30 protein-coding genes are annotated in these 26,800 nt (G+C 64.4%); 22 read left to right on the plus strand and 8 right to left on the minus strand.

Annotation, left to right across the window (positions count from 1 at the left end; genetic code table 11):
- Window positions 1–13 precede the first annotated feature (13 nt).
- The 10 genes from deoD to JW897_RS11925 all read left to right on the plus strand — a co-directional run bounded on the left by deoD (window position 14) and on the right by JW897_RS11925 (window position 8,106).
- Window positions 14–724: a purine-nucleoside phosphorylase gene (gene deoD / locus JW897_RS11880; protein ID WP_048415688.1), complete on the plus strand. Its 711-nt coding sequence runs from the start codon at window positions 14–16 to the stop codon at window positions 722–724.
- Window positions 725–1,222: 498 nt separating this feature from the next.
- Window positions 1,223–1,651: a 50S ribosomal protein L13 gene (gene rplM / locus JW897_RS11885; RefSeq protein ID WP_019102901.1), complete on the plus strand. Its 429-nt coding sequence runs from the start codon at window positions 1,223–1,225 to the stop codon at window positions 1,649–1,651.
- 15 nt (window positions 1,652–1,666) lie between these two features.
- Window positions 1,667–2,059 (plus strand): 30S ribosomal protein S9, encoded by a 393-nt coding sequence (rpsI, locus tag JW897_RS11890; protein ID WP_019102900.1) that lies wholly within the window; start codon window positions 1,667–1,669, stop codon window positions 2,057–2,059.
- Window positions 2,060–2,213: 154 nt separating this feature from the next.
- A complete protein-coding gene (gene argC, locus JW897_RS11895; RefSeq protein WP_048415687.1) occupies window positions 2,214–3,242 on the plus strand; it encodes an N-acetyl-gamma-glutamyl-phosphate reductase in 1,029 nt (342 codons plus the stop codon).
- A gap of 218 nt (window positions 3,243–3,460) precedes the next feature.
- Complete coding sequence (gene erpA, locus JW897_RS11900) at window positions 3,461–3,793, plus strand: iron-sulfur cluster insertion protein ErpA (RefSeq protein ID WP_197083112.1); 333 nt, start codon at window positions 3,461–3,463, stop codon at window positions 3,791–3,793.
- Between the two features lie 62 nt (window positions 3,794–3,855).
- Complete coding sequence (locus tag JW897_RS11905; protein WP_205466264.1) at window positions 3,856–4,704, plus strand: CheR family methyltransferase; 849 nt, start codon at window positions 3,856–3,858, stop codon at window positions 4,702–4,704.
- A 67-nt stretch (window positions 4,705–4,771) separates the two neighbouring features.
- Complete coding sequence (locus JW897_RS11910; RefSeq protein ID WP_205466265.1) at window positions 4,772–6,028, plus strand: D-amino acid dehydrogenase; 1,257 nt, start codon at window positions 4,772–4,774, stop codon at window positions 6,026–6,028.
- A gap of 115 nt (window positions 6,029–6,143) precedes the next feature.
- Window positions 6,144–7,352, plus strand: coding sequence for a formate-dependent phosphoribosylglycinamide formyltransferase (gene purT, locus JW897_RS11915; RefSeq protein WP_048415683.1), 1,209 nt, complete (start codon window positions 6,144–6,146; stop codon window positions 7,350–7,352).
- Entirely contained in the window at window positions 7,349–7,741 is a 393-nt protein-coding gene (locus JW897_RS11920) for a group II truncated hemoglobin (protein ID WP_231589331.1), read from the plus strand. The genes purT and JW897_RS11920 overlap by 4 nt, the downstream gene beginning before the upstream one ends.
- A gap of 74 nt (window positions 7,742–7,815) precedes the next feature.
- Window positions 7,816–8,106, plus strand: coding sequence for a hypothetical protein (locus JW897_RS11925; protein ID WP_156187979.1), 291 nt, complete (start codon window positions 7,816–7,818; stop codon window positions 8,104–8,106).
- Window positions 8,107–8,132: 26 nt separating this feature from the next.
- On the opposite strand, the gene JW897_RS11930 is transcribed toward JW897_RS11925, so the two are convergent.
- Window positions 8,133–8,558 (minus strand): PaaI family thioesterase, encoded by a 426-nt coding sequence (locus JW897_RS11930; RefSeq protein ID WP_048415681.1) that lies wholly within the window; start codon window positions 8,556–8,558, stop codon window positions 8,133–8,135.
- A 73-nt stretch (window positions 8,559–8,631) separates the two neighbouring features.
- Complete coding sequence (locus JW897_RS11935) at window positions 8,632–8,991, minus strand: dihydroneopterin aldolase (protein ID WP_048415680.1); 360 nt, start codon at window positions 8,989–8,991, stop codon at window positions 8,632–8,634.
- Between the two features lie 73 nt (window positions 8,992–9,064).
- Between JW897_RS11935 and plsY the strand changes: the two genes are divergently transcribed.
- A complete protein-coding gene (gene plsY, locus JW897_RS11940) occupies window positions 9,065–9,694 on the plus strand; it encodes a glycerol-3-phosphate 1-O-acyltransferase PlsY (protein WP_048415679.1) in 630 nt (209 codons plus the stop codon).
- Window positions 9,695–9,757: 63 nt separating this feature from the next.
- On the opposite strand, the gene JW897_RS11945 is transcribed toward plsY, so the two are convergent.
- On the minus strand, window positions 9,758–10,717 hold the full coding sequence (locus JW897_RS11945; RefSeq protein WP_231589330.1) for a histone deacetylase family protein: 960 nt from the start codon (window positions 10,715–10,717) through the stop codon (window positions 9,758–9,760).
- A 73-nt stretch (window positions 10,718–10,790) separates the two neighbouring features.
- Here JW897_RS11945 and JW897_RS11950 point away from each other — a divergent pair, with 73 nt between their 5' ends.
- The 3 genes from JW897_RS11950 to JW897_RS11960 are packed head-to-tail and all read left to right on the plus strand — an operon-like array spanning window position 10,791 to window position 14,563.
- Window positions 10,791–11,687 carry an AAA family ATPase gene (locus JW897_RS11950; RefSeq protein ID WP_048415678.1) on the plus strand — a complete coding sequence of 299 codons (897 nt, stop codon included), beginning with the start codon at window positions 10,791–10,793 and terminating at the stop codon, window positions 11,685–11,687.
- Entirely contained in the window at window positions 11,671–12,639 is a 969-nt protein-coding gene (locus JW897_RS11955; RefSeq protein ID WP_205466266.1) for a DUF58 domain-containing protein, read from the plus strand. Before JW897_RS11950 ends, JW897_RS11955 begins: the two co-directional genes overlap by 17 nt.
- Window positions 12,626–14,563: a transglutaminase TgpA family protein gene (locus JW897_RS11960; RefSeq protein ID WP_205466267.1), complete on the plus strand. Its 1,938-nt coding sequence runs from the start codon at window positions 12,626–12,628 to the stop codon at window positions 14,561–14,563. Before JW897_RS11955 ends, JW897_RS11960 begins: the two co-directional genes overlap by 14 nt.
- 49 nt (window positions 14,564–14,612) lie before the next feature.
- Here the strand turns inward: JW897_RS11960 and rpoS are convergent, their stop codons facing one another.
- The 5 genes from rpoS to nadA form a co-directional block, all read right to left on the minus strand.
- Window positions 14,613–15,560 (minus strand): RNA polymerase sigma factor RpoS, encoded by a 948-nt coding sequence (gene rpoS, locus JW897_RS11965; RefSeq protein WP_019102885.1) that lies wholly within the window; start codon window positions 15,558–15,560, stop codon window positions 14,613–14,615.
- Window positions 15,561–15,609: 49 nt separating this feature from the next.
- A complete protein-coding gene (locus tag JW897_RS11970) occupies window positions 15,610–16,869 on the minus strand; it encodes a peptidoglycan DD-metalloendopeptidase family protein (protein WP_259043246.1) in 1,260 nt (419 codons plus the stop codon).
- Window positions 16,782–17,453: a protein-L-isoaspartate(D-aspartate) O-methyltransferase gene (locus JW897_RS11975; protein WP_043632250.1), complete on the minus strand. Its 672-nt coding sequence runs from the start codon at window positions 17,451–17,453 to the stop codon at window positions 16,782–16,784. The genes JW897_RS11970 and JW897_RS11975 overlap by 88 nt, the downstream gene beginning before the upstream one ends.
- Window positions 17,435–18,181 carry a 5'/3'-nucleotidase SurE gene (gene surE / locus JW897_RS11980; RefSeq protein WP_048415674.1) on the minus strand — a complete coding sequence of 249 codons (747 nt, stop codon included), beginning with the start codon at window positions 18,179–18,181 and terminating at the stop codon, window positions 17,435–17,437. The genes JW897_RS11975 and surE overlap by 19 nt, the downstream gene beginning before the upstream one ends.
- Window positions 18,182–18,311: 130 nt before the next feature.
- Window positions 18,312–19,229 carry a quinolinate synthase NadA gene (nadA, locus tag JW897_RS11985; RefSeq protein WP_205466268.1) on the minus strand — a complete coding sequence of 306 codons (918 nt, stop codon included), beginning with the start codon at window positions 19,227–19,229 and terminating at the stop codon, window positions 18,312–18,314.
- A 188-nt stretch (window positions 19,230–19,417) separates the two neighbouring features.
- Between nadA and JW897_RS11990 the strand changes: the two genes are divergently transcribed.
- The 8 genes from JW897_RS11990 (at window position 19,418) to xerD (ending at window position 26,767) form a co-directional block, all read left to right on the plus strand.
- Window positions 19,418–20,428 (plus strand): cation diffusion facilitator family transporter, encoded by a 1,011-nt coding sequence (locus tag JW897_RS11990; RefSeq protein ID WP_205466269.1) that lies wholly within the window; start codon window positions 19,418–19,420, stop codon window positions 20,426–20,428.
- On the plus strand, window positions 20,425–23,100 hold the full coding sequence (locus JW897_RS11995; protein WP_205466270.1) for a bifunctional acetate--CoA ligase family protein/GNAT family N-acetyltransferase: 2,676 nt from the start codon (window positions 20,425–20,427) through the stop codon (window positions 23,098–23,100). Before JW897_RS11990 ends, JW897_RS11995 begins: the two co-directional genes overlap by 4 nt.
- 107 nt (window positions 23,101–23,207) lie before the next feature.
- On the plus strand, window positions 23,208–23,456 hold the full coding sequence (gene rpsP / locus JW897_RS12000) for a 30S ribosomal protein S16 (RefSeq protein WP_019102878.1): 249 nt from the start codon (window positions 23,208–23,210) through the stop codon (window positions 23,454–23,456).
- A 35-nt stretch (window positions 23,457–23,491) separates the two neighbouring features.
- Window positions 23,492–23,998: a ribosome maturation factor RimM gene (gene rimM, locus JW897_RS12005; RefSeq protein WP_205466271.1), complete on the plus strand. Its 507-nt coding sequence runs from the start codon at window positions 23,492–23,494 to the stop codon at window positions 23,996–23,998.
- Window positions 23,998–24,765: a tRNA (guanosine(37)-N1)-methyltransferase TrmD gene (trmD, locus tag JW897_RS12010; RefSeq protein ID WP_048415670.1), complete on the plus strand. Its 768-nt coding sequence runs from the start codon at window positions 23,998–24,000 to the stop codon at window positions 24,763–24,765. Before rimM ends, trmD begins: the two co-directional genes overlap by 1 nt.
- Window positions 24,766–24,768: 3 nt before the next feature.
- The gene (rplS, locus tag JW897_RS12015; protein WP_048415669.1) at window positions 24,769–25,137 is read left to right on the plus strand and encodes a 50S ribosomal protein L19; all 369 of its coding nucleotides are present in this window, start codon (window positions 24,769–24,771) and stop codon (window positions 25,135–25,137) included.
- A gap of 91 nt (window positions 25,138–25,228) precedes the next feature.
- Entirely contained in the window at window positions 25,229–25,696 is a 468-nt protein-coding gene (locus tag JW897_RS12020) for a methylated-DNA--[protein]-cysteine S-methyltransferase (RefSeq protein WP_205466272.1), read from the plus strand.
- Between the two features lie 162 nt (window positions 25,697–25,858).
- Complete coding sequence (gene xerD, locus JW897_RS12025; RefSeq protein ID WP_369700248.1) at window positions 25,859–26,767, plus strand: site-specific tyrosine recombinase XerD; 909 nt, start codon at window positions 25,859–25,861, stop codon at window positions 26,765–26,767.
- Window positions 26,768–26,800: the final 33 nt, after the last annotated feature.

A 26,800-nucleotide genomic window follows, 5' to 3' on the forward strand; every position in this document is an offset into this window, starting at 1 on the left:
GAGACTAAAGACGATGGCGACACCGCATATCAACGCCCAGCCGGGCGATTTTGCCGAAACCGTGTTGATGCCCGGCGATCCGCTGCGCGCCAAAATGATCGCGGAAACCTTCCTGGAAGACGCCAAGCTGGTGACCACGGTGCGCAATGTGTTCGGCTACACCGGCACCTACCAGGGCAAGCGCCTGTCGGTGATGGCCCACGGCATGGGCATTCCGTCCGCCAGCATCTACACCACCGAGCTGATCAAGGACTACGGCGTCAAGAACATCATCCGCATCGGCTCCTGCGGCGCGGTGACGCCCGACATCAAGCTGCGCGAACTGTTCGTCGCCATGGGCGCGTCCACCGACAGCAAGGTCAACCGCATGCGCTTCAACGACCACGACTACGCCGCCATCGCCGATTACGGCCTGCTGCGCACGGTGGTGGACGCCGCGGCGGAGCAGGGCAAGCCGGTGACGGTGGGCAATGTGTTCTCCGCCGACCTGTTCTACGGCGTGCAGCCGAATATGCTGGAAGTGCTGGACAAGATGCAGGTCAAGGTCATCGAGATGGAACTGGCCGGCATCTACAGCGTGGCCGCGCAATACGGCGCGCGCGCGGTGGGCATTCTGACCGTGTCGGACATCATCCCCACCGGCGAGGCCACCAGCGCCGAAGAGCGTCAGACCACCTTCCGCGACATGATGGAAGTGGCTCTGGCCGCGGCGATCAAGCTGTAAGCGTCCGCGGATTGTCGGACAGTGCGGCGGGGCCTGGGGCCCCGCCACCGCGCGGGCCCGCGGCAAAAGCGGCGCAAAAAACGACGCGGCCCCAAAGTTGTCTTGCAGTGCGATGGCGATTTTGTCCTTGATTTAACAGGGTCTTTCGCCACGTGTGACGTAAAAAGCCACGTTTTATAGTGCAATGCACAAAAAGCCTTGCAATGAAGCAAGTCTATGCAGATAATGAAACCTGCATCAGGACGTGGCATGCAAAGTGTGCGTTTTGGTGTTGTCTCCTCCATCCTCCTTCTTTAGGTGGAACTTGGCGCAACAAAGCAAGACGTTGCGCTTTTTTTTGTCTTGCCGCCGCTAAACTCCCCATTCCGCCTGCATTTTTCCCTCTGCGCGAGCATCGCCGCCCGGTCGCCGGATTTCTGTTGTCTCACAAGGGTTTGACAGCCGGATCGGGGCTGTAATAGAATCCGTAACTTTCAAGAATTACGATGGAAGAGTTCCATGAAGACCTTTTCTGCCAAGCCGCATGAGGTTAAACGCGACTGGTTTGTGGTCGATGCCAACGACAAGGTTTTGGGCCGCCTCGCCGCTGAGATCGCCCGTCGCCTGCGTGGCAAGCACAAGCCGGAATACACCCCGCACGTAGATACCGGCGATTTCATCGTCGTGGTCAACGTCGAGAAGCTGCGCGTTACCGGTGCCAAGGCACAAGACAAAAAGTACTACCGTCACTCCGGCTACCCGGGTGGTATCTACGAGCGCAGCTTCACCGAACTGCAAGACAAGTTCCCGGAGCGCGTTCTGGAAAAAGCCGTAAAAGGCATGCTGCCGAAGGGCCCGCTGGGTTACGCCATGATCAAGAAACTCAAGGTGTACTCCGGTTCCGAGCATCCGCACACTGCTCAACAGCCGAAAGTGCTGGAAATCTGATTTTAAGGCGTAGAAATGAACGGTAAATACTACTACGGCACCGGCCGTCGCAAGAGCTCCGTTGCTCGCGTGTTCATGCAAAAGGGCTCGGGCCAGATCATCGTCAACGGCAAGCCGGTTGATGAATATTTCGCTCGTGAAACCGGTCGCATGGTAATCCGCCAGCCGCTGGCACTGACCGAGAACCTCGAATCCTTCGACATCAAGGTGAATGTTGTCGGCGGCGGCGAAACCGGCCAAGCCGGCGCGATCCGTCACGGCATCACCCGCGCTCTGATCGACTTCGACACCGCTCTGAAGCCGGCTCTGTCCGCTGCTGGTTACGTGACCCGCGACGCTCGTGAAGTTGAGCGTAAAAAAGTCGGCCTGCGCAAAGCTCGCCGCGCCAAGCAGTTCTCCAAGCGTTAATTCGCCGGATTCTGTTTTCAAGAAAACCGCCTGCTTCGTCAGGCGGTTTTTCTTTGCCCGTCGTTTTCCCGCTTTTCCCCTTTCGTATTGCAAGGCAGCATCGCAGTGCCTACACTGTCGTTTTTGCGACGCGGTTTTATATAAAGGAATGGGCATGATCAAGGTGGGAATCGTCGGGGGCACCGGCTACACGGGTGTCGAACTGCTGCGTTTGCTGGCCGGCCATCCGTCGGCGCGCGTGAGCGCGGTCACCTCGCGCAAGGAAGCCGGCATGAAGGTGGCCGACATGTTTCCCAGCTTGCGAGGCCGCATCGATCTGGCCTTCTCCACTCCCGACCAAGCCCGGCTGCAGGACTGCGATGTGGTGTTTTTCGCCACACCCAACGGCATTGCGATGAATGAGGCGCGCGAGCTGCTGGCCGCCGGCGTGCGGGTGGTGGATCTGGCCGCCGATTACCGGATCCAGGACGTCGCCGAATGGGAAAAATGGTACGGCATGAGCCACGGTTCGCCGGATTTGGTGGCCGAAGCGGTGTACGGCTTGCCGGAAATCAATCGCGAGGCCATCCGCGGCGCGCGGCTGGTGGCGAACCCGGGTTGCTATCCGACCGCGGTGCAACTGGGCTTTCTGCCCTTGATCGAAGCCGGAGCGGTGGAGCTGTCCAGCCTGATCGCCGACTGCAAGTCCGGCGTGTCCGGCGCCGGACGCAAGGCGGAGGTGGGGGCCTTGCTGGCCGAGGCCGGGGATTCCTTTAAAGCTTACGGCGTGGCCGGCCACCGCCATCTGCCGGAAATCCGCCAGGGCCTGGGCCGGGCGGCCGCGCAGCCGGTGGGCCTGACCTTTGTCCCGCATCTGACGCCGATGATACGCGGCATTCACGCCACGCTGTACGCGCGCTTGAAGGCGGACGTCGACGTGCAGGCGCTGTTCGAGCGCCGTTACGCCGGCGAAGCCTTCGTCGACGTGTTGCCGGCCGGCAGCCATCCGGAGACGCGTTCGGTGCGCGGCGCCAACGTCTGCCGCATCGCCGCGCACAGGCCGCAGGGCGGCGAGGTGGTGGTGGTGTTGTCGGTGATAGACAATCTGGTCAAGGGCGCTGCCGGCCAGGCGGTGCAGAACATGAACCTGATGTTCGGGCTGCCGGAGCGGGCCGGTCTGGACATCGTTCCCTTGCTGCCTTGAGACAGCCGCGCATGCGCGGAAAGAACTAGTTCGCTTGAAGACTCGCCATCGGCCCCAATATCCGACTAAAATAGTGGGTGAATGCCGCTCTGCCGGCTTTAGAAGGGGTTTGAGAAACCGCAGCGCGCACGCAGCCAGGCCGCTAGCGGACCGTTGGCGGGTTCTCAAGGCCCCGGAACTGAATTGCGAGGTTTGACATGACTACTGCTGCAACTGAAATGCCGTCCCCGATCAACTTCAGCGCAAGCGCTTGTTCCAAGGTGCAGGAGCTGATCGCCGAGGAAGGCAATCCCGATCTGAAACTGCGCGTCTTCGTTACCGGCGGCGGCTGCTCCGGCTTCCAGTACGGTTTCACATTTGACGAAATCGCAAATGAAGACGATACCGCTATAGAGAGACAAGGCGTGACCTTCCTGGTGGATCCGATGAGCTACCAGTACCTGGTCGGCGCTGAAATCGATTATCAGGAAAGCCTGGAGGGCTCCCAGTTCGTGATCCGCAATCCGAACGCCACCACCACCTGCGGTTGTGGTTCGTCGTTCTCGGTGTGATCCGGACGCGGTAGAATACAGGCTCGGGCTTTTGCCCGGGCCTTTTTTATGGGGACAACAAAATGAATAAGCTGCCACCCGTCGTCTTGCCGAAGATCGAATTCACCCGTGAATTCGCGTTTAGCGATGCCGACTTCGAACGCATTCGCAAACTGATCTACAAGGAAGCGGGCATTTCGTTGAACCCGTCGAAGAAAGACATGGTTTACGGCCGCCTGGTGCGTCGCATCCGCGAGCTGAAGCTGCCCGGCTTCGCCGCCTACGTCGACTTCCTAGAGTCGATCAGCGGCAAGCGCGAGTTCGAACAGTTCGTCAACGCGCTGACCACCAATCTGACTTTCTTCTTCCGCGAAGAGCACCATTTCCCGCTGCTGGCCGAGCATCTGAAGAAGAAGGGGGGCAGCGGAGAGCTGGCGATCTGGTGCGCGGCCTCGTCCACCGGCGAAGAGCCGTATTCGCTGGCGATCACCGCCTTGGAGGCGGTGCCGGGCGCGCGCATCAGCGTGCTGGCCACCGATCTGGACACCAGCGTGCTGGAAACCGGACGCAAGGGCATTTACGCCGCGGACAAGGTGGCGCGCCTGCCGCCGGGCTACGCCGCCAAATACTTCGACAAGCAGCCGGACGGCAGCTTCCAGGCCAAGGCCCAGCTGCGCAATATGATCACCTTCCAGCGCTTGAATCTGGTGGAGACGAACTGGTCGGTCAAGCGCCAGTTCGACGCCATTTTCTGCCGCAACGTAATGATTTATTTCGATCGCGATACCCAGTTCGGCGTGCTTAAGCGTTTTGCGCCGCTGTTGAAGCCGGACGGTCTGCTGTTCGTCGGCCATTCCGAGAATTTCTATTTCGCGTCGGATTATTTCCATCTGCGCGGCAAGACGGTTTACGAGCACGCGAAGAAGCCATAAGGGTGGATCGCGGCTGGTAAAGCCAATGGGCAAGCGGGTCTTGCCCATTGGCTTTTGTGGAGAGTCGATGCGAGTAGTTGTGTTGGGCGCCGGCGTCATCGGCGTGTCCACCGCCTGGTTTTTGGCGGAGAAGGGCCACCAAGTGGTGGTGGTGGACCGCGCCAGCGGCGCGGCGAGAGAAACCAGTTTCGCCAACGGCGGCCAGATTTCGGTCAGCCAGTCGGAGCCTTGGGCCAATCCGCGCGCGCCGTGGCGGGTATTGCGCTGGCTGCTGCGCGACGACGCGCCCTTGCTGTTCCGGCCGCGGCTGGACACGCGGCAATGGCGCTGGGGACTGGATTTCCTGCGCGAATGCCTGCCGGGGCGCAGCGAGCGCAATATGCGCCAGATGGTGGCGCTGGGCCTGTACAGCCGCGATACGCTGCGGGGTTTGCGCCAGGAGCTGGGCATAGACTACCAGCAGTTGCAGCGGGGCATCCTGACCCTGCTGTTCTCCGACGCCGAACTGGCCCAGGCCCGCGAGGGCTGCGCGCAGCTGCGAAAGCTGGGCGTGGAGAAAAGCCTGCTGACGCCGTTGCAGGCGCTGGAGCGGGAGCCGGCCCTGGCGCGCATCCTGCCCGAACTGAGCGGCGCCTGCTGGAGCCCGGACGACGAATCCGGCAATGTGCATCTGTTCACCGTCGCGCTGGCCCAGGCCTGCGCGCTGCGCGGGGTGGAGTTCCGCTTCCAGACCCGGATCAACGCCTTGGAGCGCGTGGACGACGCGGTGAGCGGGGTGTCGGTCACCACCGCCGACGGCGCGTACGAGCGCATCGAGGCCGACGCCTACGTATTGGCGCTGGGCGCTTATTCCCCGTTGCTGGCGGCGCAGGCCGGCTTGCGCCTGCCGGTGTATCCGGCCAAAGGCTATTCCGCCACGCTGCCGATTCTGGACGCCGCCGCCGCGCCGCTGACCAGCATTACCGACGAAGCCCACAAGGTGGTGGTGTCGCGGCTGGGCGACGAGCTGCGCATCGCCGGCACCGCCGAGCTGTCCGGCTATTCCACGCATTTGGAGCCGCGGCGTTGCGATTTGCTGCTGCAGCGCGGCCGCGCCTTGTTCGGCGACGCCTGCGACTGGGAGCGCGCGCGTTTCTGGAGCGGCCTGAGGCCGGCCACGCCGGGCAATGTGCCGCTGATCGGCCCCAGCCGGCTGCGGCGCTTGTATCTGAACACCGGTCACGGGACCTTGGGCTGGACCGAGGGCGCCGGTTCCGGCCGCGCGCTGGCGGAGATCGTCAACGGCGACACGCCGGCGCTGGATTTCGCGTTCTGCCGCGCTTGAGCGATAGGTTGAACTGAAGCGAGCCGATGCCCGGCGCATGGTAAAATCGCGCCGATTCGGATTCCCATCGTCCGCCGTCGGCGGGCCAAGCCATTCATTTCCAGGAAAAATCGTCATGCGTATCGGAACGCCGCAAAGTCGCAGTGCCGTCAGGGTGATGTTGTTGGGCAGCGGGGAGCTGGGCAAGGAGGTGGTAATCGCCTTGCAGCGGCTGGGCGTGGAAACCATCGCCGTGGACCGCTACGCCGGCGCGCCGGCGATGCAGGTGGCCCACGCCAGCCACGTGATCGACATGTCGGACGCCGCGGCCTTGCGCCGGCTGGTGGAGCAGCTGCGGCCGCATCTGATCGTGCCGGAGATCGAGGCCATCGCCACCGAAGAATTGCTGCGCATCGAGGCGGACGGCCTGGCCGAGGTGATTCCCACCGCGCGCGCCGCGCATCTGACGATGAACCGCGAAGGCATCCGCCGGCTGGCGGCGGAAGAGCTGGGCCTGCCCACTTCGCCGTACGCGTTCGCGTCCAGCCTGGAAGCGCTGCAAGCCGCCATCGACGACGGCATCGGCTACCCCTGCCTGGTGAAGCCGGTGATGTCGTCCAGCGGCAAGGGCCAGTCGCTGCTGCGCGGGCCGGAGGACGTGGCCAAGGCCTGGCAATACGCCGCCAGCAGCGGCCGGGTGGACAAGGGCAGGGTGATTGTCGAGGGCTTCATCGATTTTGATTACGAAATCACCCAGTTGACCGTGCGCGCGGCGGACGGCGCGGGCGGCATCGCCACGCATTTCTGCGCGCCGGTCGGCCATCTGCAGCGCAGCGGCGATTACGTGGAGAGCTGGCAGCCGCAGCCGATGAGCGAGCTGGCCTTGCTGCGCGCGCGCGAAGTGTCCAAGGCGGTGACCGACGCGCTGGGCGGCCGCGGCCTGTTCGGCGTCGAGCTGTTCGTCAAGGGCGATCAGGTATGGTTCTCCGAAGTGAGTCCGCGGCCGCACGACACCGGCCTGGTGACGCTGGCGACCCAGCGCTGGTCCGAGTTCGAATTGCACGCGCGCGCCATCCTGGGCCTGCCGGTGGACGCGACGATGTTCAGCGCCGGCGCGTCGGCGGTGATCTACGGCGGCCTGGACGAGGCCGGCATCGTTTTCGACGGCGTGGACGAGGCCCTGCGGGTGCCGGGCGCGGACCTGCGTCTGTTCGGCAAGCCGGAAAGTTATTTGAAGCGCCGCATGGGCGTGGCCCTGGCCACGGCGGAGACGGTGGAACAGGCTCGCGAGCGGGCCAGAACAGCGGCCGCGCTGGTGCGGCCGACGACGGGGAATGAAGCGTGAGCGATGAAGTGCGGGAAATGACGCCCTATCAATTATTGGGCGGCGAAGGCGTGGTGCGTTGGTTGAGCGACCGTTTTTACGACATCATGGACAGCGATCCGGCGGTCAAGCCGCTGCGCGACATGCATCCGCAGGACCTGGCCGGCTCGCGCCAGAAGCTGTTCATGTTCCTGTCCGGTTGGCTGGGCGGCCCGTCTTTATACATGGAGGCCTTCGGCCATCCGCGGCTGCGCATGCGCCATATGCCGTTCGCGGTGGACGAGGCGGCGCGCGATCAGTGGATGTCCTGCATGCGCCGCGCGGTGGACGAGCTGGTGGCCGAGGATTGGCTGAAGCAAAAGCTGATCGAGGCCTTCCACAACACCGCCGACTTCATGCGCAATCAATAAAAAACTTGCGGCCGGCGCGCCAATGTCCATGATGAGAGAAGGTTCTCGCATTTCATCCGGTGGAGATGGTGCGCATGGCATGCAAGCTGTTGATGTTGTGGCTGGGACTGGCGGTGTGCGCGGGCGCCATGGCGACGTGTTTGCCGCAAGCCTGGGCTTGCGCCTCTCCGGCCGACGCGGGGGCCAAAGCCCTTCCTCGGGACGTCGACAGGGACATCACTCTAGGCGGGTTGCGCTTTGAGCGCGAAGCAGTCAGCAACCGCCTGTCCTTGTCCCCGGTGCTGGACCTGAACAAGCAAGCACAACTGTCTTTGCGTTTGACGCCCAAGCAGTTCGGCCTGCGCTTGAAAGTGAACACCGACTGAGACCGGGCGCAAGGCCCGGCGTCGCTTCAGCTCCCGGGAGGGGGCGGAATCGAATAGGTGCCGGTGACGTGGGCCACCGGCTCTTCCAGCCCCGCCGACAGCAGCAAGACTTCCCCCACCGCCAGCCGTTTGCCCAGCTTCAGGATGCGGCCTTCCGCGATCACGTCCGCCGGCGGCGGCTTGCGCAGGAAGTTGATGTTGAGGCTGGTGGTCACCGCCAGCTCCACTCGGCCTATCATGCCCAGCACCACCGCGTACAGCGTGGCGTCGGCCAGCGCCATCAAGGCGGGCCCGGCGATGGTGCCGCCCGGCCGGATCAGGTCCGGGTTGAAATGCATGCGCAGCACCGCGCCGCCGTCGGCGATGGATTCGGTCCGGATGCCGAACAGGCGGACCAGGGGCAGTTCCTGATCGATCAGGCTCTGGAATTCCGGGACGGATAGTCGAGGCATGGGGCGCTCCGGCGCTGTGACCTTGACATCATCGAGCGCCGGGGCGCGGGCGTCAATGCCCGGCGGCTTGGGCTCAGCGCGGGCGGTGGCCGCGTTCGATCAGCACGCCGACGCGTTTGACGCCGGGCAGGATGCCCAGCTTGGTGACCGAGACGCGGGCCCAGGGCGCGCCGAAGTCCTCGCGGATCACCTTGGCGATGTATTCCGCCAGCGCCTCAAGCAGCAGGAAGTGTTGCTCCGAAAGCGCCTTGCGCAGCCGCTCCACCACCACGCCGTAGTGTATGGTGTCGCCGATATTGTCGCTGTGACAGGGCGCTTCGCTGGGAATGCCGATTTCCAGGTCGATTTCAATGGTTTGCGGGGCTTTCCGCTCCCATTCGTAGACACCGATAATGGTGTCGGCGCGCACTTCGCGCAGGAATATGATGTCCATCAGTTTGTCTGGGAGTTGGGGTTTGCCGCCCGATACCGTAAAATCCGAAGCCTTCTATTCTAATGGATACACCATGACCACGACAGCTTTTGCCTTTGTTGTTGCGGCCTACCTGATCGGCTCGCTCTCTTTCGCGGTGATTGTCAGCAAGGCCATGGGCATGGCCGACCCGCGCAGTTACGGTTCCGGCAACCCCGGCGCCACCAATGTGCTGCGCAGTGGCAAGAAGCTGGCGGCGGCGCTGACCTTGCTCGGCGACGGGGTCAAGGGCTGGGTGGCGGTGGCGCTGACCGCCTGGTTCGGACCGCAGTACGGGCTGGGCGAGCAGGCGATCGCGATGTCGGCGCTGGCGGTGCTGATCGGCCACATGTGGCCGGTGTTCTTCGGCTTCAAGGGCGGCAAGGGCGTGGCCACCGCGGTGGGCGTGCTGCTGGGCTTCAGCCCGTGGCTGGCGCTGGCGGCGCTGGCCACCTGGCTGTTCGTCGCCTTCGTGCTGAAGATTTCCTCGCTGTCCGCCCTCATCGCCTGCGTGCTGACGCCGGTGTACGCCTATTTCATCGTCGGGCCGCAGAGCGTTTACTTCGGCAGCTGCATCGTCATCGCCATTCTGGTGGTGCATCGCCACAAGTCCAATCTGATCAAGCTCTTGACCGGTCAAGAGGACAAGATAGGCGGCAAGAGCTCGGACAAGAGCTCCTCCTGAGCTTGGCTCCGCGAATGAAAAGGCCGTCGCTTGCGACGGCTTTTTGTTTTGGCGCGGCTCGGCTCAGCCGTCGGACAGCACCCGTAGGTGAGCGGCCACGCTGCGGCCCAGCGCCGACAGGTCGTAACCGCCTTCCAGCACCGAGACCACGCGGCCGTCGGCGTAGAGATCGGCGATCTGCATCAGGTGGCGGGTCACCCACTCGTAATCGGCCTCCACCAGCCCCAGCGAACCCATATCGTCTTCGCGGTGCGCGTCGAAGCCGGCGGAGATGAATAGGATCTGCGGCTGGAAGTCGTGCAATAGCGGCAGCCAGACCGTCTCCACCGCTTCGCGGAACTCGCGGCCGCCGCTGCCTGCCTTCAGCGGCACATTGTGCATGTTGGGGCCCAGCGGCGCGTCGCCGCAATAGGGGTAGAACGGATGCTGGAAGACGGACACCATCAGCACCCTGGGATCGTCGCGCAGGATTTCCTCGGTGCCGTTGCCGTGATGGACGTCGAAGTCGATCACCGCCACCCGTTCGAACTGATAGTGGGACAGCGCGTGGGTGACGCCGATGGCCAGATTGTTGAAGAAACAGAAGCCCATCGCCTTGCCGCTTTCAGCGTGGTGGCCGGGCGGGCGCACCGCGCAGAAGGCGTTGGGCGCCTTGTCCTCGGCCACCAGCTCCACCGCCTTGACCACGGCGCCGGCGGCGCGCCGCGCGGCTTGCAGCGTGCCGGCGGACATCGCGGTGTCCGGGTCCACGCGAAAAGTGCCTATGCTGGGAGAGCAGGATTCCAGATATTCGAGATAGTGCGGCGGATGCACGCGCGCCAACTGCTGTTCGGTGACTTCCGGCGCTTCGATCTCCTGCAGCCCGTCCAGAATCTGCGAGGCCATCAGCTGGTCGCGGATGGCGATCAGGCGCTCCGGGCATTCCGGGTGGCCCACGCCCATATTGTGCTGCAGACACTCGGGGTGGGTGATGTAGGCGGTGAGCCCTGAGCGTTGCAAGCGATTTTTCAGCCAGGTCAACACGTGCGATTCCTTGTTGCGTACAATGGGCGCGGGATATGTGATATCGATAAATAGTGCGCGTAAGCGGGTGCAAATGCAATCTCTCTCCATTGCGTATCGTCAACTGAATCAGCTGATCCTGGGCAAGCCGCAGGCGATTCGCCTGGCCTTGACCTGCTTGATCGCCCGAGGCCATTTGCTGATCGAGGACGTGCCCGGCGTGGGTAAGACCACGTTGGCCCATGGTCTGGCCGGCGTGCTGGGCCTGGAATATCGCCGGGTGCAGTTCACCAGCGATCTGCTGCCCTCGGACATCCTCGGCGTCAACATCTACCAGCGCGACTCTTCTTCCTTCCACTTTCATCAAGGCCCGGTGTTTTCGCAGGTGCTGCTGGCCGACGAGATCAACCGCGCCTCGCCCAAGGTCCAGTCCGCCTTGCTGGAGGCGATGGAGGAGCGTCAGGTTTCGGTGGACGGCGCCACCTATCCCTTGCCCGAGCCCTTCTTCGTCATCGCCACCCAGAACCCGGCGGAACAGGCCGGCACCTTCCCCTTGCCGGAGTCGCAGCAGGACCGTTTCCTGATGCGCATCTCGCTGGGTTATCCGCCGCGCGAGGCCGAGCTGGCCTTGCTGCAGGGCGAGGACCGTCGCCAGCTGCTGGCCAAGCTGGTGCCGGCCTTGCGTCCCGGCGAATTGATCGCGCTGCAGCGCCAGGCCGCGCAGCTGACGGTCAGCCCGGCCTTGGCCGGCTACGTGCTGGCCTTGGTCGAGGCCACGCGCCGGGACAGCCGCTTCGCCTCGGGGCTGAGCCCGCGCGCCGGCCTGGCGCTGGCGGCGGCGGCGCGCGCCTGGGCCTTGCTGGAAGGGCGCGATCACGTGCTGCCGGAGGACGTGAAGGCGGTCTTCCCCAGCGTGGCCGGCCATCGTCTGCTCGGCGGCAACGGCGGCGACGCCGCCAGCGGGCTGCTCGCCCATGTTCCCATTCCTTGACCCGCGCCGCCGGCTGCGGCAATGGATGCTGCGCCGCGCGACGCCGCAGCCGCATTGCCGGCTGGAGCAAAACCGCATTTATCTGCTGCCCACCCGCTTCGGCCTGACGCTGGGCCTGGTGGCGCTGGCGGTGTGGATAGGCGCGTTGAACTACGACGTCAGCCTGGCCTACGCGCTGTCGTTTTGGGTGGCCGGCTTGCTGCTGGTGGCGGTGCTGCTGGCTTACCGCCAGTTGGCCGGCCTGCAGTTGCGCGCGCTGGACGCGGAGCCTGTCTTCGCCGGCGACGCCGTGCGTTTCCGCGTGTTGCTGCGGCATGAGGACGACGGCGAGCGTCAACTGAGCCTGGCGCTGGAAGACGGCGCGGAAACCCGGATTGACCGCCTGCCCGGCGGGGAGGAGTTCGAGCTGCTGCTGAGCGTTTGCGGCAGCCGGCGCGGCTATATGGCCTTGCCGGCCTGTCAGGTCTGGAGCGAGGCGCCGTTCGGTCTGGTGCGCGCCAGCGCCTGGGTCAGGCTGACGGCCCAGGCGCTGCTGTTTCCCGCGCCCTTGCAGGACGGCCAGCGCGGCCGCAGTCTGGGCGGCGGCGATCAGCCCAGCGATCAGCCGGGCGAGGAAGAGGACTTCTCCCATCTGGACGCGTATCGCGTCGGGGATTCGCCGCGCCGCATCGCCTGGAAAGTGCTGGCGCGCCGCGGCGCGCTGGTCAGCAAGCAATTCGCCGGGGAAGGGCGCGCCGGCTTGCTGGCCCTGGACTGGCAGGATTACGGCCGCGGCGGCGACGTGGAGCTCAAGCTGTCGCGTTTGGCCTGGCGCGTCGAGCAGTGCGAGCGCCTGCGTCAGCCTTATGTGTTGAAGCTGCCGACACGCAGCGTGGGCCCGCAGCCGCAACAGCGCTTGTTGGCGCTGACGGCCCTGGCCTTGTACCTGGAGCGCGGCGATGAGCGTTCCTGAGCGCGGCAGGACCTGGCCGGCGCTGGCGGCGGTGGCTTTGAGCGCCGCGCCGCTATGGCTGCATCTGCCGTTCTGGCTGGTCGCCCTGGCCTTCGCCTTATTGCTGGGCAAGGCGGTCCTGGTCTGGCGGGGCCGGGCGCCTCCGGCCTTCTGGTGGTTGCTGCCGCCCTTGCTCCTGGCCGCCTGGCTGTGCTGGCGCACGCTCGGCACCCTGGTGGGGCGCGAGGGCGGCGTCGGCATTTTGCTGCTGCTGCTGGGCTTCAAGGCGCAGGAGTGCGCGCAGCAGCGGGACTGGCGGGTGTTGATCGCGCTGGGGGTGTTTCTGGCGGCCATGCCCTTGCTGTTCGATCAGTCGCCGGCGGCGGCGGTCTGGCTGGCTTTGAGCCTGTTGGCGCTGACCGGCGCGATGGCGGCGCTGGAGGGCGCGCCGTGGCGCGGCAGCCTGCGTTCGGCCGCGTCGGCGCTGGCCCTGGCGCTACCCTTGATGCTGGTCTTGTTCGTGGTCATGCCGCGCTTGTCCGGTCCGCTGTGGAGCATGCCCAGCGAGCCGGGCAGACAGGCGGTCAGCGGCTTGGGCGACAGTCTGGAGCCGGGCAGTGTCAGCCAGCTGATTTTGAGTCGGGAGCCGGCTTTTTCCGTGGTGTTCCCGCAGCGCTCGCCGCCGCGGGCGCAGATGTACTGGCGGGTCTTGCTGCTGGACCGTTTCGACGGCAGCCGCTGGAGCGGCGGCGAGACGCGCGGCGTGGCCGCGGAGGGCGTCAGCGGCGGCGACACGGTGGAGTATGCGATCACGCTGGAGCCGGACAAGGGGCGTTTGCCGGCGCTGGATGTGCCGCAGCCGGGCGAGGACGCGTCGCGATTGCGATACGGCATGGTGCTGCGCGGAGACGGCAAGGACAGGAGGACTCAGCGTTTTTACGCGGTCAGCCGGCTAGGCGCGCGCTATCGGGCGGCTTTGTCCGACGCCGAGCGCGCGTTTTACCTGCGCTTGCCGCCCGGCAATCCCCGCGCGCGCGCCTGGGCGCGGGAGCTGGCGGCGCGCGGGGAGGGCGCTTTCGCGCAGGCCGCCTTGCAGGCCTTCCAAAGCCAGAGCTTTCGCTACACGCTGAATCCGCCGCTGCTGGACCGGCAAGACGAGATCGATCAATTCCTGTTTTCCAGCCGGCAAGGCTTTTGCGAGCATTACGCGTCGGCATTGGCGTTCCTGGCGCGGGCCGCGGGCATGCCGGCGCGGATTGTCGTCGGTTATCAGGGCGGCGAATACAATCCGGTGGGACGTTTCTGGCAGGTGAAGTCGTCCGACGCGCACGCCTGGGTCGAGATCTGGCTGGCGGAGAGCCGGCAATGGCTGCGCGTCGATCCCACCGGCGCGGTGGCGCCGCTGCGGCTGGCGGACGGCGCGGAGCAAAGCGTGCCGGCCTTGAGGGAGCGCGGGGTGGCGGGTTTGCCGCCGGCCTGGCTGCGCGATTTGCGCCAGAACTGGCAGGCGGCGGGCTTCGCCTGGCAGCAATGGGTGGTGGGCTACGACGCCGCGCGGCAGCGGAACGTGTTTCAACGCCTGGGGCTGGGCGAGAGCGTGAGCGCGGCCAGCGTGTTGCGGGCTTTGTTGGTCGGCGTCTTGCTGGCGGCCCTGCCCTTGGCTTGGTGGTGGCGGCGGGGCCGCGGGCGAGAGGAGCCGCTGACGCGGGGCTGGCGGCTGCTGTTGGCCGAGCTGCGTCGGCGCCGGATCGAGGCGGGCCCATGCGACGGGCCGTTGGAGTTGTTGCGCCGCGCCAAGCCGGGGCTGGCTGAGGCGGAATACCGGCAGTTGAAGGCGCTGGTGCAGGATTACGTGGCCTTGCGCTATCGCGCGCGCGCGGCGGACGCCGCCCGGCAGCGGGACTGGCTGCGCCGCAGCCGCCGTTTCCGGCTGGCGCGCAAATGACGAAGCCCCCGGGGGGCCGGGGGCTGCTGGCGGCCGACGCTGCCGCGGCTTACAACAGGAAGTCCTTGGAGATGCCCTTGCGGCGCAGGATGCGGCGCAACTGCTCCAGGCCCTCGATCTGGATCTGGCGCACGCGTTCGCGGGTCAGGCTCAGCGCGGCGGCCAACTCCTCCAGCGTGCAGATCTCGTAGCCGTTCAGACCGTAGCGGCGCTCGATCACCAGTTTCTGCTTCTCGTTCAACTGGCCCAGCCATTCGTGGACGAAGTGCTCCAACTGGCTGTTGTGCAACTGGATTTCCGGCTCGTCATGCTGCTCGTCCGGGATGGACTCGCCGATCGACAGCATCGGGTCGATGTCCAGCGGCGCGTCCAGCGAGGCCATGCGCTCGTTGAGGTTCATCACCTTGCGCACATCGTCCACCGGCTTGCCCACCAGGTGGGCGATTTCGTCCAGCGTCGGCTCGCGGCCGATCTGGCTTTCCAGGTGGCGCGAAGCGCGCAGATAGACGTTGAGTTCCTTGATCACGTGCACCGGCAGGCGGATGGTGCGAGATTGGTTCATGATGGCGCGTTCTATGCTCTGGCGTATCCACCAGGTGGCATAGGTGGAGAAGCGGAAGCCGCGCTCCGGATCGAACTTCTCCAGCGCGTGCATCAGACCGATATTGCCTTCCTCGATCAGATCCAGCAGCGCCAGGCCGCGGTTGATGTAATGCTTGGCGATGTTCACCACCAGCCGCAGATTGTGCTCGATCATCTTCTGCCGCGCTTCGAATTCTCCAGCCACCACGCGGCGGGCCAGAGCCAGTTCTTCCTGCGGCGTCAGCAGGGCGTTGTTGCCGATATCGTTGAGGTAGATTTGGGTGACGTCGGCAACTTCTTCGTATACCGGCTGCGCTTCGCCGACTTCCTCTGCCTCCACTTCGGCAACGGCTTCCTCATTGCTTTCCTCGTCGAGAATTTCTTGCTCTTCGAGAATGTCGAGTTCGCTACTCATGTTCTACCCCCGTCTCTTTCTGATCCTGGACGGGGGCCCCGGCCGCCCGTCAGGACTTATGGTCAAGGTACTGCATCGGATCCACCGGCTTGCCGAGGCGGCGGATTTCAAAGTGCAGTTTCACTTGGTCGGCGTCGGAATTGCCCATTTCGGCAATCTTCTGCCCTCGCTTGACAGACTGGCCCTCCTTTACGAGCAACTGGCTATTGTGGGCGTAGGCCGACAGGAAGGATTTATTGTGCTTGATGATGATCAGCTTGCCGTAGCCACGCAGGCCGGTGCCGCTGTACACCACTTTGCCGTCTCCCGCCGCCAACACCGGCTGGCCGCTGCGGCCGCTGATGTCTATGCCCTTGCTGCTATCGGAATAGCCCCGGATCATCTTGCCTTCGGTCGGCCACAGCCACGGCACCGCGTCTTCGTCCGTTTTCGCCGCCGGCTTGCTGGCCTCGGGCTTGCTGGACGGCGTCGCCGCCGGGGCTTCGGCCTTGGCCGGAGCGCTTGCCGCCGCCGGCGCGCCGGCGGAGCTGATCGGAGCTTGAGCGTTCTTGTTGTTGCCCGGTCCTCCCTCGCTCTGGGCGGACAGGGTTTTTGCTGCTTCTGCGCTGTAAGGCAGTTTCAGGGCTTTAGGGTAGGCCTTGACACCGCCAGCTTGGACAGTTGCGCTTTCCACCGGCGCGCTTGGCTGGGCCGGCGCGGCGGCCGCCGTCGGCTGACCGGCGCTGGCCGCCGCGGGGACGTCGTCGCCGGGCGGGGTCAAGCGCAATACTTGTCCTACTTTGATATTGTTGTCCGGCAGGTTGTTCCAGGCCGCGACATCCTTGTATTTCAGGCCGTTGTTCAGAGAGATGCGGAACAGGTTCTCCCCCGGCTGAACCACATGGGTCTTTTCTTTTGTTGTTGCGCCCGCCGCCGAGGCGGAGCCTATCGGCGCGGCGGACACTCCTCCGTTATCCTGGTACGGCGTGGTCACCGCCGCACTGTTGCCGGTGGTCGCGACGGGCGCCGAAGGCGGCGCGCTGCGGGTGACTGCCGGCGTTGCGCTTTCCACGGGGGCCGGCTGCTGGGCGATGCTGCTGCATCCGCTCAGGGCGATGCCGATCGAGGCCGTGAATATATATGCATAGCTGCAATGCATTTTTAGCATACTTTTGTTTTTTATAGTCTGTTTAAGTGATTTGATAAATTGTCGGACAAAGAAACTGTTGTGTTTTTGCAGTTTTAACTGCGTCCGGCAAGCAAGGGTACGAACTTCACCGGGTCCAGCCGGCTTTTCTGCAGGCCTTGCGCGGTTTTCTCTATCAGCCACAAGTACTGTTCCTCTTCGCCTATCGGCATGATCATGCGGCCGCCGTCGTTGAGTTGTTCGACCAGGGCCTGGGGAATGTTGCGCGCGGCGGCGGTCATGATGATGCCGTCGAAGGGCGCGGCCTCGGCCAGGCCGAAATGGCCGTCGCCGTGAACCAGGCGGGCGTGCACCAGCTTGGCGGCGCGCAAATTGCGTCTGGCTTTGTCAAGAATGGCGCCCAAGCGTTCAATGGAGTAGACCTCGGCGCCGGTCTTCAGCAGCACCGCTGTCTGGTAGCCGCAGCCGGTGCCGATCTCCAGCACCTTGCCCGGTTTCTTGCCATTCAACAGGATTTCCGTCATCCGCGCCACGGTGAAGGGCTGGGAGATGGTCTGGCCGTGTCCTATGGGCAGGGACACGTCGTCATAGGCGCGGGTGGCCAGCGCCTGGTCCACAAACAGATGACGCGGCACGTCCGACATCGCGGTCAGCACGCGCTCGTCGGCCACGCCGTTCTGGCGCAGGCGCTCGACCATGCGGCGTCGGGTGCGGTCGGAAAGCATGCCGTAGGCCGGCTGGCCCGGCGTCAGCTGTGGTGTAGCCATGTCTTGATTCCGTCTAGTTGGCCGTAGGCGGTTAAATCCAGCATCAGCGGCGTCACTGAAATGTCGTTGTTGGCCAGCGCGCCGAAGTCCGTGCCCGCGCCGGCGTCCTGCACATTGCCGACCGGTCCTACCCAGTATATCGTCTCGCCGCGCGGATTCTGAGACTTGATCACCGGCTGCGCGCAATGGCGGCGGCCCAGGCGGGTGACGGTCAATTGGCCCAGCGCTTCCGGAGCGATGTCGGGCACGTTGACGTTGAGCAGCACCGGTTCACGGAAGGGGTTGCGCTTGCAGCGTTCCACCAGTTGATCAACGACCAGGCCGGCGCTGGCGAAGTGCTGGCCGCTATAGCCGGCCAGCGACACCGCGATGGAGGGGATGCCCAGCATGAAGCCTTCGGTGGCGGCGGCCACGGTGCCGGAGTACAGGGTGTCGTCGCCCATATTCGGGCCGTGGTTGATGCCGCTGAACACCATGTCCGGCTTGAAGTCCAGCATGCCGGTCACGGCGAGGTGCACGCAGTCGGTGGGGGTGCCGTTGACGTAGTGGAAGCCGTTGGCGGCCTTGCGCACGGTCAGGGGGCGGTCCAGGGTCAGGGAGTTGCTGGCGCCGCTGCGGTCCCGCTCCGGCGCGACAACGACGACTTCGCCGTGGCGGGACAGGGTTTGCGCCAGCATGGCCAGTCCGGGAGCGAAATAACCGTCGTCGTTGCTGATGAGAAACTTCATGCTGTCTTTCTATTGTTCTTGCCGGCAAAGGTGGCCCGGCTGATTGTATCGCTCCAACGATGACGCGGAAAAGTCCGGCGTGGAAGAGGGACAAACAAAACCCGCCGGTGGGCGGGTTGGGGCAGGCGGTTCAGGCGTAATAACGCTGGCTGAATTCCAGCATGCGCTCGATCGGCAGCCGCGCCGCGTCCATCTGTTCCCGGCTCAGGTAGTCGATGCGCAAGCCCACGCCCTGCTGGGCGCGCTTGACCGCTTCTATGGTGTTCATCTTCATGTACGGACAGGAGTTGCACTGGCAGCCGGCGTAGATCGGCGCCTGGCGCAGATCCAGGTCCGGACGGGCCAGGCCCATGTTGTAGAGGATGCCGTCTTCGGTGGCGACGAAGATCACCGCGTCGGGGCTGCCGGAGAATTGCTTGACCCAGTTGAGCATGCCGGAGGTGGAGCCGACGTAGTCGGCCTTCTTCAGCACCGGCAGCGGGCTTTCCGGGTGGGCGATCAGGTATTTCTCCGCGCCGGCGACCGCGAAGGCTTCGTCCAGCGCCGCCTCGTTGAATTTGTCGTGCACTTCGCACACCGCCGACCACAGCGGCATGTCGTAGCCGTACTGGTAGTTGAGGTAGCCGCCCATATTGCGGTCCGGCGAGAAGATCACTTTTTTGCCTTCGGCGTACAGGTGGGCAATGATGTCGTCGACATTGCGGCTGGTGACGATCCAGTCGGACAGCGCTTTGTGCTCGGCGCTGGAGTTGATGTAGGACACGTGCACGTGGTCCGGATGCTGCTTGCGCCATTTGGCCAGCGCGGCGACGTCGGTCTGGGTGACCAGCGAACAGGTGGAACCGGCGTCGGGCAGAATCACTTCCGCCTGCGGGTTGAGGATTTTCGCGGTTTCCGCCATGAAGCGCACGCCGGCGAAAACGATGATGTCGGCATTGGCTTCCTTGGCGTACAAAGAAAGCTCCAGGCTGTCGCCAACCTTGTCGGCCATTTGCTGGATTTCAGGCTGGGTGTAGTAATGGGCAAGCGTGACGACGCGTTTCGTCATGATGGATCGACTCCCGCCGCCATCCGACCTCTGTTGGTGCAAGGGCGCGTGGCGACTTTGTGCGGTGCAGTAAAGAGCTATTGCTAAACAGCAAAGATTAACAATATTGTAGTGTCCGCGCCAGTCCATTCTCGTTAGGCGCTTGCGGCGGAGCGGGACGCGATGGACTCGGCTTGCCGGAGGTCAAGATGACGTCAAGATTCAGTCTGCATGATGATGGCTCGGTGGGCGGCGAGCATGACGACGAGCACGATTACAATCATCCGCATCGCCACCCCCATGGCGGAGTGACGGGCGCGGCGGCGCGGGCCGCCAGCATGCGCGCCTTGCGCTGGGTGGCGCTGCTGACGATAGGCTTCGCCTGCGTGGAGGCGGTGGGCGGCTGGGCGACGGGCTCGCTGGCGCTGTTGTCCGACGCCGGCCACATGCTGACCGATTCCATGTCGCTGCTGCTGGCCTTGTGGGTGGCGCATATCGGCCGCCGTCCGGCGGACGAGTCGCATTCTTTCGGCCATGGCCGCGCGGAAGTGATAGGCGCCTTTCTGAACAGCTTGTTCATGTTCGGGGTCATCGTCTTCATCGCGGTGGAGGCGGTGCGGCGTTTGCTGGAGCCGCAAGCGGTCAACGGCCTGGGCGTGATGGGCATCGCGACGGCGGGTTTGCTGGTGAACGTGCTGGCCGTGTGGATTCTGAGCCGCGGCGCGCACAGCCTGAACAGCAAGGCGGCGCTGCTGCACGTGATGGGGGATTTGCTGGGCTCGCTGGCGGCGATCGCTTCCGGGGCCATCGTGTTTTGGACCGGCTGGACGCCGGCGGACCCGATCTTGTCCATGCTGGTGGCTTGCCTGATCCTGTCGTCGACTTGGCGGCTGCTGCGCAAATCGCTGGCGGTGTTGATGGAGGAGGTGCCGGCGGAGCTGGACTTCAACCGCATCGGTCGCGCCCTGGGCGGCATCGCCGGGGTCAGGTCGGTGCATGATCTGCACATCTGGACCATGGCCGCGGACCGCGTGGCCTTGTCCGCGCATTTGCAGCTGGGCGCGCCGCAGGATTGGCCGCGCATCCTGGCGGCCTGCCAGCGCATGTTGTCGCGCGAGTTCGGCATCGATCATGTGACTTTGCAGCCGGAGTGGCCGTTGCCGCCGCCGGCGGGGAAAACCGTGCCGGTTACCATTATTTCCGAGGATAAGCATCAATGAGGCCGCATTACCTGACTCCGTTGTTTTCGCCGCGCAGCGTCGCCGTGATAGGCGCCAGCGACACGCCGGGCTCGATCGGGCAAGCGGTGTTCGCCAATCTGCTGGCGGGCAACTTCCAGGGCAAGCTGTTTCCGGTCAACCTCAATCACAAGGTGGTGGCCGGGGTGCCGGCGGTGGCCTCGGTGCGCCAGATCAGCGAGTCCGTGGACCTGGCGGTGGTGGTGACCGCCACCCGCACCTTGCCGGCGATCATGAAGGACTGCGGCAAGAAGGGCATCAAGGCGGTGCTGCTGGCCAAGGAGTTCGCCGACAGCGAGCAGCTGGAGCGGGAGATCATCAACGAGACGCTGTCGATCAGCCGCCATTTCGGCATCCGCATCCTCGGCCCCAACGTGCTGGGCCTGATGCGGCCGGTGGCCGGCTTCAACGCCAGCAACTACACCAGCAAGGTGAGGCCGGGCAATCTGGCGCTGGTGTCGCAGTCGTCTGCGCTGTGCACGGCGATGCTGGACTGGGCGGACAGCAAGGGCATAGGCTTTTCCAGCGTGATTTCGGTGGGCAACGCGCTGGACGTCGGCTTCGGCGAAATTCTGGATTACCTGGTGGCGGACAACTTCACCCAGGGCATTCTGTTGCATGTCCACCACATCCACGACGCGCGCCGCTTCATGTCGGCGCTGCGCGCCGCGGCGCGCACCAAGCCGGTGGTGGTGATCAAGTCCGGCCGCTACGAAGACGCGGTGACCGGCGTTACGCACTCAAGCAATCTGGTGGAAAGCGGCGACGTGTTCGACGCCGCGCTGGCGCGCGCCGGCGTGTTGCGGGTGGACACCATCGCCCAGTTGTTCACCGCGGCCAAGGTGCTGGCCGCCAATTACCGGGTGGGCGGCAAGCGGCTGGCCATCGTTACCAACGGCATCGGCCCCGGCGTGCTGGCCGCCGACAGCGCCTATTCCAACCGGGTGGAGCTGGCCAAGCTGTCCGAGCCCACGCTGGAGTTGCTGAATGGCGTGTTGCCGCGCAACTGGTCGCGCGGCAATCCGCTGGACATCATCGGCGACGCCAGCCCATCGCGTTTTCGCACCGCGGTGAAGGCCTGTCTGGACGACCCGAACGTGGACGGCGTGATGGTGGTCTTCACGCCGCAGGCCGGCACCGATCACCTGACCACCGCGCAGCTGATGATAGGTTTGCAGCGAGAGTCCAGCAAACCGCTGTTCCTGTCCTGGCTGGGCGACGCCAAGGTGTCGGAAAGCCGCGAACTGTTTTCCAAGGCCAAGTGCGCGCATTTCCGCGCGCCGGAGTACGGCATCGAGGTGTTCCGCAATCTGGCGGCCTACCAGCGCAACCAGCAATTGCTGCTGCAGACGCCGGGGCCGCTGGAGGGCAAGCGCGCGGATCCGGACGTGGCCAAGGCGCGCAAGGTGATCGCCTCGGCCTTGAAGGAGGGCCGGGACATCCTGTCCGAGCGCGAATCCAAGGAGGTGCTGGCCGCCTTCCACATCCCGGTCAACCCCACCCGGCTGGCGCGAACCGCCAACGAGGCGGTCAAGCAGGCCGACAAGATAGGCTACCCGGTGGTGTTGAAGATCGATTCGCCGGACATCATTTATAAGTCCGACGTCGGCGGCGTGGAACTGAACATCAGCAACGAGGCGACGCTGCGCGAAGCCTTCGACGCCATCATCGGCCGCACCCGGCAGGCGCGGCCGGAGGCGCGCATAGACGGGGTGTCGGTGCAGCCTATGCGCAAGCGCCGTTTCGCCCGCGAAGTGATGGTGGGCGTCACCCACGACGATGCCTTCGGGCCGGTGATCACCTTCGGCGCTGGCGGCATCGCGGTGGAAGTGATGCACGACCGCGCGCTGTCGCTGCCGCCGCTCAACGGCTATCTGGTGGCCAGCATGATCCGCCATACCCGCATCGGCCAATTGCTGGGCGCGTTCAAGAACCTGCCGGCGGTGGACCAGGACGAGCTGGAGGACGTGCTGCTGCACGTGTCGGAGATGGTGTGCGAACTGCCGGAGCTGCGCGAGATGGACATCAACCCGCTGGTGGCCGACGAGCAGGGGGTGATCGCGCTGGACGCCCGCATCATCGTGCGGCCGCGGCGGCCGGATTTGAAGCGCTACGGCCATATGGCGATCATGCCTTACCCCAGCCACATGGTGGTGTGCGCCAAGCTGAACGACGGCACCAATGTGATGGTGCGGCCGGTGCGGCCGGAAGACGCGGACATGCAACAGGAGTTCGTGCGCAATCTGTCCGAGGAAAGCCGCTACAACCGCTACCTGTCCAGCATCAAGCAATTGTCGCAAAGCATGTTGGTGCGTTTCACCCAGCTGGATTACGACCGCGAAATGGCGCTGGCGATGACGCGCGAGCACAAGGACGGCGAGGAAATGCTGGCGGTGGCGCGCTTCATCACCGATCCGGACAACGAAGGCTGCGAGTTCGCGCTGGAGGTGGCCGACCGCTGGCAGGGCAAGGGCATAGGCTATCTATTGATGAGAGCCTTGTTCGACGCGGCGCGCGAGCAGGGCCTGAAAGTGATGCGCGGCGAGGTGCTGGCCGGCAACAAGGGCATGCTGAAACTGATGCACAAGCTGGGCTTTTCCGTTGAGCCCCACCCGGAAGACCGGGCCCTGACCATGGTGTCCAAGAGCTTGTAACGACGGGCTTGACAGCCGTCTTGCATTAAGCGCTTGCAAGATAAGGGAAAACTGACCTAAAATCGTGGGCTTTTCTACATACCGTATTTATTCAAGGACAATCGACAATGGTAGTGATTCGTCTGGCACGTGGCGGCGCCAAGAACCGTCCGTTCTACAACATCGTGGTGACCGATTCCCGTAACCGTCGTGACGGTCGCTTCATCGAGCGCGTTGGCTTCTACAACCCGGTTGCCAACGAGAAGCAAGAGCGCGTTCGTTTCACCATGGACCGCCTGAACCACTGGGTAGGCGTTGGCGCTCAAGTTTCCGACGCCGTTGCCAAGCTGCTGAAAGAGCAGAAGGCTGCTGCCTAAGCGTTCGTTGACACATCAACTGACGGACTAGGCGCATGCGCAGCGAAGATCTCGTAGTGATGGGGTTTGTGCGTGGCGCCTTTGGTGTCAAGGGCTGGGTGAAAGTCCAGGCCGACACCGAATACGCTGACGGTCTGTTCGACTACCCGGTCTGGTGGCTGGGCAAGGAGAACGACTGGAGGCCGTACACATTTGAAAACGGCGCTCTCCAGCCCAAGGCGCTTGCCGCCAAGCTGGAAGGCGTGGAAGACCGCGACGCGGCCGAAGCCTTGCGCGGCATGCAGATCGCCGTGCCGCGCGCAGAGTTGCCGGCCGCCGAGGAAGGCGAATACTACTGGGCCGATCTGATCGGTCTGGAGGTCGTCAATCAGCAAGGCGAAGTGCTGGGCAAAGTCAGCGAATTGATGGAAACCGGCGCGCATGATCTGTTGGTGGTGCAGGGCGCGGACAGTCAGCGCATGATTCCCTTCGTGGATCAGTATGTGCTGGAAGTCCAGCTTGCCGAAGGCAAGATCCAGGTGGACTGGGGTCTGGACTACTGATGCAGATCGACGCGGTAACGCTGTTTCCGGAGATGTTCGATTCCATTGCCCGCTTTGGCGTCAGCCAGCGGGCGCTTGATTTGGGCATTTGGGGTTTTCAGGCTTGGAATCCTCGCGATTTCACGCATGACAACTATCGTCGGGTGGACGACCGGCCTTATGGCGGCGGCCCCGGCATGGTGATGCAGATCGAGCCCCTGGCGCAGTCGATCGCGGCGGCCAGGGCGAGGCAGGCGCAAGCCGGAGCCGAGCGCAGCCATGTGATTTATCTTTCGCCGCAAGGCCGTCCGCTGACGCACGCGAAAGCGGCGGAGTTGTCGCAACGCGCGGGCCTGATCCTGCTGTGCGGTCGCTACGAGGGCGTGGACGAGAGGTTGATCCAGCGCGAGGTCGACGAGGAAATCTCCATCGGCGACTACGTGCTGTCCGGCGGCGAGCTGCCGGCCATGGTGTTGATGGACGCGGTGGTGCGTTTGCTGCCCGGCGTCCTGAACGACGCGCAGTCGGCTTACGAAGATTCATTTGTGGACGGGCTTCTTGATTGTCCGCACTATACCCGACCCGAAGACTATCAGGGCATGCGGGTGCCGGACGTGTTGTTGTCCGGTAATCATGCGCTGATCGCTAAATGGCGGCTGAAACAGGCTCTGGGCAGGACGATGCAACGTCGCCCGGATTTGCTGCAAGGCCGTATTTTGACAAAACAGGAATCTCGGCTGCTGGCGGAGTACCAGCAGGAACAAGATCTCCAGAAAAACCAGGAGTAAATCATGGATCTGATCCAGAAACTCGAGCAAGAAGAAATCGCCCGCCTGGGCAAAACCCTGCCGGAATTCGCCCCGGGCGACACCATCGTCGTTCAGGTGAAGGTTAAGGAAGGCAACCGCGAACGTCTGCAGGCTTACGAAGGCGTGGTTATCGCCAAGAAAAACGCTGGCCTGAACAGCGCTTTCACCGTGCGCAAGATGTCCGCCGGCGAAGGCGTAGAGCGTACTTTCCAAACCTACTCCCCGCTGGTGGCTGCTGTTGAAGTGAAGCGCCGCGGCGACGTGCGTCGCGCCAAGCTGTACTACCTGCGCGGCCGTACCGGCAAATCCGCACGCATCAAGGAAAAACTGCCGGCTCGCAAGCAAGGCTAAGCCTTGTCGAGTCAGGCTTAGGCTTGATGACGGTTCAAAGCGCAAGGCGATGCCTTGCGCTTTTTTATTATCGGGACGCCGGAGGCGGACAATGGAATACAGCGCGGTGATCGATGCGCCGTTCGGGCAGCTGGGCATGCTGTGTCTCGACGGCGCGCTGGTGAATCTGGAGTTCCTGGCCGCGCGGCGGGCCCTCAGGCCGCCGGCGCCGCGCAGTCTGGAGCAGGAGGTGGCGGAACAGCTGCGCGCTTATTTCCTCGATCCGCGCTTCGGCTTCAGCCTGCCTTATCGTCTGCTGGGCAGCGAGCACCAGCTGCGCGTCTGGCGCGAGATAGAACGGATTCCCTGCGGAGGGATGACGCGCTATCAGGATATCGCCACGGCGCTGGGCTCGTCGGCGCGGGCGGTGGGCAATGCCTGCGGCCGCAATCCGGTGCCCATCATCGTGCCTTGCCACCGCGTGGTGGCCCGCCGCAGCCTGGGCGGTTTCAACCGCTCATTGGGCCGGGAAACCGTGGACATCAAGCAGTGGCTGCTGGCGCATGAGTTCGGCTGCTGAGTCGCGCCGATACGCGCGCAAGGCGGCCGTTCCGCGCTTTTGACGCGCCGGCCGGGCCGACGAGGGAATGTTTTGCCGGCGAGGCGGACAAAGGCTGAAGATTATTCAGTATGGGTGCGCCGCGCGGGCGGCGGCCTGACCGGCTATCAGCGGACGACGACAATGGATGCGAGCAGCGAAGAGATGAAGGCGGCCGAAGAGGCCATTGACGCGTTTTTGGACCAGCTATGGTTGAGCGACGGCTTGTCCAAGAACACCCTGGCCGCGTATCGGCGCGATCTGGGCAAGCTGGCCGCGCGTCTGGGCGACGACGGCGTGGGTTTGACGGAGGCCGGCCCGGAGCAGTTGGAGCAGGCGCTGTTGCTGGGGGTGGACCGCGAGAAGCCGGCGACCCGGGCGCGCATGGTGTCGGCGATGAAGCGCTTCTATCAATACCTGGCGCAGTCGGGCGTGCGCGGCGACGATCCCTGCGCGCGGCTGCGCGCGCCCAAACAGGGGCCGCGCCTGCCCAAATCCCTGTCCGAGCGGCATGTGGAAGCCTTGCTGGAAGCGCCGGACGTGGGCACGCCGCTGGGTCTGCGCGACCGGGCGATGCTGGAGCTGCTCTACGCCAGCGGCTTGCGGGTGTCGGAGCTGGTGGGCCTGAGCTTGCAGCAGGTGAACCTGCTGGACGGCCTGGTCAAGACCATGGGCAAGGGCAATAAGGAAAGGCTGGTGCCCTTGGGCGAACTGGCGCAGGAGTGGCTGCAGCGCTATCTGGCCGAGGCGAGGCCGCTCTTGCTGGCGGGGGCGGTTTGCGACACGGTGTTCGTGACCCAGCGCAAGGCGGGCATGACGCGGCAAATGGCCTGGCATCTGATCTCGCAGTACGCCAAGCGGCAGGGCTTGCCGGCGGTGAGCCCGCATGTGCTGCGCCACGCCTTCGCCACTCATCTGGTCAACCACGGCGCCGATTTGCGCGTGGTGCAGCTGTTGCTGGGGCATTCGGACATCTCCACCACCCAGATCTACACCCATGTGGCGCGCGAGCGCTTGAAGCAGTTGCACGCCAAGCATCATCCGCGTGGTTGAGAGATGAAAAGAAAAACGCCCGCGTCAGCGGGC

Source organism: Chromobacterium alkanivorans, from assembly GCF_016937655.1.
In the GTDB taxonomy this organism is placed as follows: Bacteria; Pseudomonadota; Gammaproteobacteria; order Burkholderiales; family Chromobacteriaceae; genus Chromobacterium; species Chromobacterium alkanivorans.

What these genes read in the sequence shown, in the direction of transcription:
- rplM (WP_019102901.1), top strand. Translation starts at nt 1,223, where the DNA reads ATGAAGACCTTTTCTGCCAAGCCGCATGAGGTTAAACGCGACTGGTTT.
- rpoS (WP_019102885.1), bottom strand. Translation starts at nt 15,560, where the DNA reads ATGAGTAGCGAACTCGACATTCTCGAAGAGCAAGAAATTCTCGACGAG.
- argC (WP_048415687.1), top strand. Translation starts at nt 2,214, where the DNA reads ATGATCAAGGTGGGAATCGTCGGGGGCACCGGCTACACGGGTGTCGAA.
- rimM (WP_205466271.1), top strand. Translation starts at nt 23,492, where the DNA reads ATGCGCAGCGAAGATCTCGTAGTGATGGGGTTTGTGCGTGGCGCCTTT.
- purT (WP_048415683.1), top strand. Translation starts at nt 6,144, where the DNA reads ATGCGTATCGGAACGCCGCAAAGTCGCAGTGCCGTCAGGGTGATGTTG.
- trmD (WP_048415670.1), top strand. Translation starts at nt 23,998, where the DNA reads ATGCAGATCGACGCGGTAACGCTGTTTCCGGAGATGTTCGATTCCATT.
- erpA (WP_197083112.1), top strand. Translation starts at nt 3,461, where the DNA reads ATGCCGTCCCCGATCAACTTCAGCGCAAGCGCTTGTTCCAAGGTGCAG.
- rpsP (WP_019102878.1), top strand. Translation starts at nt 23,208, where the DNA reads ATGGTAGTGATTCGTCTGGCACGTGGCGGCGCCAAGAACCGTCCGTTC.
- surE (WP_048415674.1), bottom strand. Translation starts at nt 18,181, where the DNA reads ATGAAGTTTCTCATCAGCAACGACGACGGTTATTTCGCTCCCGGACTG.
- rplS (WP_048415669.1), top strand. Translation starts at nt 24,769, where the DNA reads ATGGATCTGATCCAGAAACTCGAGCAAGAAGAAATCGCCCGCCTGGGC.
- JW897_RS11905 (WP_205466264.1), top strand. Translation starts at nt 3,856, where the DNA reads ATGAATAAGCTGCCACCCGTCGTCTTGCCGAAGATCGAATTCACCCGT.
- JW897_RS11935 (WP_048415680.1), bottom strand. Translation starts at nt 8,991, where the DNA reads ATGGACATCATATTCCTGCGCGAAGTGCGCGCCGACACCATTATCGGT.
- JW897_RS11995 (WP_205466270.1), top strand. Translation starts at nt 20,425, where the DNA reads ATGAGGCCGCATTACCTGACTCCGTTGTTTTCGCCGCGCAGCGTCGCC.
- nadA (WP_205466268.1), bottom strand. Translation starts at nt 19,229, where the DNA reads ATGACGAAACGCGTCGTCACGCTTGCCCATTACTACACCCAGCCTGAA.
- JW897_RS11990 (WP_205466269.1), top strand. Translation starts at nt 19,418, where the DNA reads ATGACGTCAAGATTCAGTCTGCATGATGATGGCTCGGTGGGCGGCGAG.
- JW897_RS11925 (WP_156187979.1), top strand. Translation starts at nt 7,816, where the DNA reads ATGGCATGCAAGCTGTTGATGTTGTGGCTGGGACTGGCGGTGTGCGCG.
- deoD (WP_048415688.1), top strand. Translation starts at nt 14, where the DNA reads ATGGCGACACCGCATATCAACGCCCAGCCGGGCGATTTTGCCGAAACC.
- JW897_RS11955 (WP_205466266.1), top strand. Translation starts at nt 11,671, where the DNA reads ATGTTCCCATTCCTTGACCCGCGCCGCCGGCTGCGGCAATGGATGCTG.
- JW897_RS11930 (WP_048415681.1), bottom strand. Translation starts at nt 8,558, where the DNA reads ATGCCTCGACTATCCGTCCCGGAATTCCAGAGCCTGATCGATCAGGAA.
- JW897_RS12020 (WP_205466272.1), top strand. Translation starts at nt 25,229, where the DNA reads ATGGAATACAGCGCGGTGATCGATGCGCCGTTCGGGCAGCTGGGCATG.
- plsY (WP_048415679.1), top strand. Translation starts at nt 9,065, where the DNA reads ATGACCACGACAGCTTTTGCCTTTGTTGTTGCGGCCTACCTGATCGGC.
- JW897_RS11975 (WP_043632250.1), bottom strand. Translation starts at nt 17,453, where the DNA reads ATGGCTACACCACAGCTGACGCCGGGCCAGCCGGCCTACGGCATGCTT.
- rpsI (WP_019102900.1), top strand. Translation starts at nt 1,667, where the DNA reads ATGAACGGTAAATACTACTACGGCACCGGCCGTCGCAAGAGCTCCGTT.
- JW897_RS11950 (WP_048415678.1), top strand. Translation starts at nt 10,791, where the DNA reads ATGCAATCTCTCTCCATTGCGTATCGTCAACTGAATCAGCTGATCCTG.
- xerD (WP_369700248.1), top strand. Translation starts at nt 25,859, where the DNA reads ATGGATGCGAGCAGCGAAGAGATGAAGGCGGCCGAAGAGGCCATTGAC.
- JW897_RS11960 (WP_205466267.1), top strand. Translation starts at nt 12,626, where the DNA reads ATGAGCGTTCCTGAGCGCGGCAGGACCTGGCCGGCGCTGGCGGCGGTG.
- JW897_RS11910 (WP_205466265.1), top strand. Translation starts at nt 4,772, where the DNA reads ATGCGAGTAGTTGTGTTGGGCGCCGGCGTCATCGGCGTGTCCACCGCC.